Origin of the sequence: Roseiarcus sp., assembly GCF_052145395.1 — a bacterium.
Classification (GTDB): Bacteria; Pseudomonadota; Alphaproteobacteria; order Rhizobiales; family Beijerinckiaceae; genus Roseiarcus.
The window spans coordinates 1-3,824 of sequence record NZ_JBKQOT010000053.1; the positions used below are offsets into that span (position 1 = coordinate 1).

The 3,824-nt window shown below is 67.0% G+C and carries 2 protein-coding genes and 1 pseudogene; all 3 read right to left on the minus strand.

The genetic code is table 11. The features are described from left to right. Positions 1 to 1,785: pseudogene (locus ACLP25_RS01820) on the minus strand (cobaltochelatase subunit CobN); the annotation flags it as partial. Next, positions 1,757 to 3,301 carry a ferredoxin:protochlorophyllide reductase (ATP-dependent) subunit B gene (gene bchB / locus ACLP25_RS01825; RefSeq protein ID WP_442467542.1) on the minus strand — a complete coding sequence of 515 codons (1,545 nt, stop codon included), beginning with the start codon at positions 3,299 to 3,301 and terminating at the stop codon, positions 1,757 to 1,759. The gene bchB and the pseudogene ACLP25_RS01820, both read right to left, overlap by 29 nt. A 2-nt stretch (positions 3,302 to 3,303) precedes the next feature. Then, positions 3,304 to 3,824, minus strand: a 521-nt coding sequence (locus ACLP25_RS01830) for a nitrogenase component 1 (protein ID WP_442467543.1), incomplete at its 5' end; no start/stop codon positions are given.

A 3,824-nucleotide genomic window follows, 5' to 3' on the forward strand; every position in this document is an offset into this window, starting at 1 on the left:
ATGCCGAAATGCAGCACGACGTCGGCCCCGAAGTCATCGCGCAGATAGCGATAGAAGGCGGAAAATGCGTGGGTCGGTGCGAAGCCGCGCTCGAACAGGAGCCGCATCGGGTCGCCCTCGTAGCCCATCGCCGGCTGCACGCCGACGAGCACGTTGCCGAATTGCGCGCCGAGCACGAAAATCGACGCGCCGTCCGTCTGGTGGCGGCCGGGGGCCGGTCCCCACTGTGCTTCGATCTCGGCCAGATGCGTCTCACCCCGGACATGATCTTCGACGGGAATGCGGACGGCCACGTTGGCCGCGGTGCCGAGCCGCTCGGCGTTGCCGCGCAGGATGCGTTCGCGAAGCGCGTCGACGGAGGCCGGCGCCTCGACTGCGTATCCGGACGCCTTCATCGCTTTGAGCGTATTGAACAGCGACTCGTACACGCCGAGGAACGCCGCCGTGCCGGTCGCCCCGCCGTTCGGCGGGAAGTTGAACAGAACGATCGCGACTTTGCGCTTCGAACGCTCGCTTCTGCGCAGACGAATTAGACGTTCGACCCGCTCAGCGAGGCGCTCGACCCGTTCCGGGTGCGGGCGAAGGTCTCGTTCACCGCCTAGGGGGGCGCTGTCCAGGCGTCCGCCGAAAACGATCGGCGCTGTGGCGCCGTCGAGCTCGGGGATCGCCACCATCATGGTCGCTTCGACCGGCGACAAGCCTCGGTCCGAGGCTTCCCATTGCTCGACCGTCTGAAATTCGAGCGCATGGGCGGCGATATAGGGGACGTCGAGTTCGCGCAGAAGATCCGCGGCGCCGGCTGCGTCGTTGTAGGCCGGGCCGCCGACCAGCGAAAAGCCGGTCAGGGAAACGAAAGCGTCGATCGCCGGAACGCCGTTCCGCTTGAAGAAGGCCTCGACCGCCGGGCGCGCATCGAGGCCGCTCGCGAAGGCCGGAATGACCCTCAGTCCCCGCTTCTCCAGCGCCGCGATCACGGCGTCGTAGTGGGCCGTGTTGTTGGCGAGAAGATTAGGAACGCATCAGCAGGAGGCCGACCGTTCCGACGGCCTTCTTCACGGCTGGGCGCGGCAGCGCATCGGCCGTCGCGGCGAAACGACGCGCGGCGCGCGGATGATAGACGCCGACCTCGGGGTACTCGACTGGCAACGGCGCCTTCAAAGCGCCTCGAAGGCCTGCGTGAGGACCGCTTGCGTAGCGATTGATCAGAAATCGTACGAGATTGACGACGTTCTCATCCGAGCCTGCGAGCCAGTACTGCAGCGTGAGGAAATAGGCGCGCACGTCCTGCGCGGGGCCGGGAATGAAGCGCAGGATACGGGGAATTCGCCGCAGCATCGCAAGCTGCTTGGCTCCGCCGGTATCGGACGGTTTCGAACTGCCGCGCAGCCGCTTGAGGAAGTCGAGCGCGCCGCGCTTCGTTCCGTCCATGTTGAGCCGGCCGACACGCGTAAGCTTGACGATCTCGGGGGCAGACATGCAGCCGAGCACGGCGTCGCACGAGTCCCGCCGCGCGCGGATCGCAGGGAGGACGGCCTCGGCGTGCTCGTCCATGAACAGCATCGTCGCGACGATGATGTCGGCCTTCGCTATCGAATCGAGACAATTCTTCAGGGCGGCCGGATCGTTCCAGTCCGCCGCGGCGTGGAAAGCGAGGTCCAGCCCCGGAATGTCCCGCGCCAGGGTCCGGCGCGCACGATCGACCGCCCCCGCGAGATGGTTGTCGAGGGTGACGATGATGAAGCGCGGTCCCGCGCGCTCAGCGGCCGAAGTGGGCTTTGGCTTCATTGAGCGTGCTTACGGTGATCGTCGCGAATCCGCGCTCGCGCGCGAACGTTTCGGTGTTGCCCCGTGCGCGTCCGCGCACGAAGAACGGAATCTTCTTGAGCTCGCGCTCCGCCTCGAGCGTCCAGCTTGCCGGCTCCGAGGCGGGCGCAGGCACAGGCGGCTCAGCGTTGCATGGGGCGCGCAGCGCCTGCGCCGTGCGGCCGAGATGCGAAGGCGGAGCCCCGTCATGGAACTCGGGATCGTCGCGGAACATCGTCAGAAGATGCTCCTCGAGGCCCATCATCAGCGGATGGACCCACGAGTCGAACAGGACGTTCGCACCCTCGAAGCCCATCTGTGGCGAGTAGCGAGCCGGGAAATCCTGAACATGGACGGGCGCCGAGATCACAGCGCACGGGATGCCGAGGCGCTTGGCGATGTGGCGCTCCATCTGCGTGCCCAGCACGAGCTCGGGATGGAGCGCGGCAACCTTCGCCTCGACCTCGAGATAGTCGTCGGCGATCAGGCATTCGGCGTCGAGCGCCGCGGCGGCTTCGCGGACCTCCCGCGCGAACTCGCGCGAATAGGTTCCGACTCCAACGGCCTTGAAGGCGAACTCGGCCTCCACGACCCGAGCGGCGGCCAGGGCATGGGTCGCGTCGCCGAAGACGAAGACGCGCTTGCCGGTCAGATAGGTCGAGTCAACGGAACGCGACCACCAGGGAAGGCGCGAGTTGCCCTCGACATCGACGCGGCTGGGATCCAGCCCGGCGAGCCCGGCTGCTTCGGCGACGAAGGCGCGTGTTGCGCCGACCCCGATCGGGACGACCCGCGTGTAGGGCTGCCCGTAGGCCTTTTCCAGCCACTGCGCAGTCGGCAGCGCGACTTCCGGGTACAGGACGACATTGAAATCGGCGTCTCCAAGCCGCGCGATGTCTTCGGCCGACGCGCCAAGCGGCGCCGTCACGCCGACGTCCACGCCGAGCGCCGCGAGGAGGCGCGCGATCTCTAAGACGTCGTCGCGATGCCGGAAGCCGAGCGCTGTCGGGCCGAGCAGATTGCAAACCGGACGCACGCGCTGTTGGCGTTCCCGCTTCGGCGCGGCAAGCCCGCGGGCGAGACGATAGAAGGTTTCCGCCGCGCCCCAGTTCTCCTTCTTCCGATACGCGGAGAGTTCGAGCGGGATAACCGGGACCGGCAGGTCGAGTGCGCGGGCAAGACCGGCGGGGTCGTCCTGAAGCAGTTCGGCGGTGCAGGAAGCGGCGACGACAATCGCCTGCGGGCGGAATCGCTCATAAGCTTCTCGGACGGCAGTCTGGAACAACTCGGCTGTATCCGCGCCGAGGTCCCGAGCCTCGAAAGTCGTGTAGGTGACCGGCGGACGTTCGCCGCGCCGCTCGATCATCGTGAAAAGAAGATCCGCGTAGGTGTCCCCCTGCGGCGCATGCAGCACGAGGTGCACGTGCTTCATGCCCGTTACGACGCGGATCGCGCCGACATGCGACGGACCTTCGTATGTCCAGAGCGTGAGGTCCATGCCTAGACCTCCAGCGTCGCGCGCCTGACGAGCGGGCGCGCAAAGAGTTCGGCAAGGTCGCCGGCCTGCTCGTAGCCGTGGGTCGGCGCAAAGAGCAGTTCGATCGACCACTTTGTCGTCATGCCCTCGGCTTCCAGAGGATTGGCGAGGCCGAGGCCGCAAACTGTCAGATCGGGACGCTCGAGGCGGCAGCGCTCGAGTTGACGCTCGACGTCCTGGCCTTCGCTGAGCCGCGTCGCTGCGGGAAGGAGCGCGAGGTCGGGGGCCATGAGCTGTCGATTAAGGTAAGGCGTTCCGACTTCGGTCGGGACCATGCCCAATTCCTGCGCAAGGAAGCGCGCAAGCGGGATTTCGAGCTGCGAGTCGGGAAAGAAAAAGACCCGTTTGCCGGCGAGCGTCGTTCGATGCCTTGCAAGCGCGGTCTCGGCGCGCGCTCTCGCGTCCGACGTGACGGCGTCGAACAGCCCCGGCGCAACGCCGAACGCGTCGGCAGCGGCGCGAAGCCAAGCCGTGGAGCCCGCGG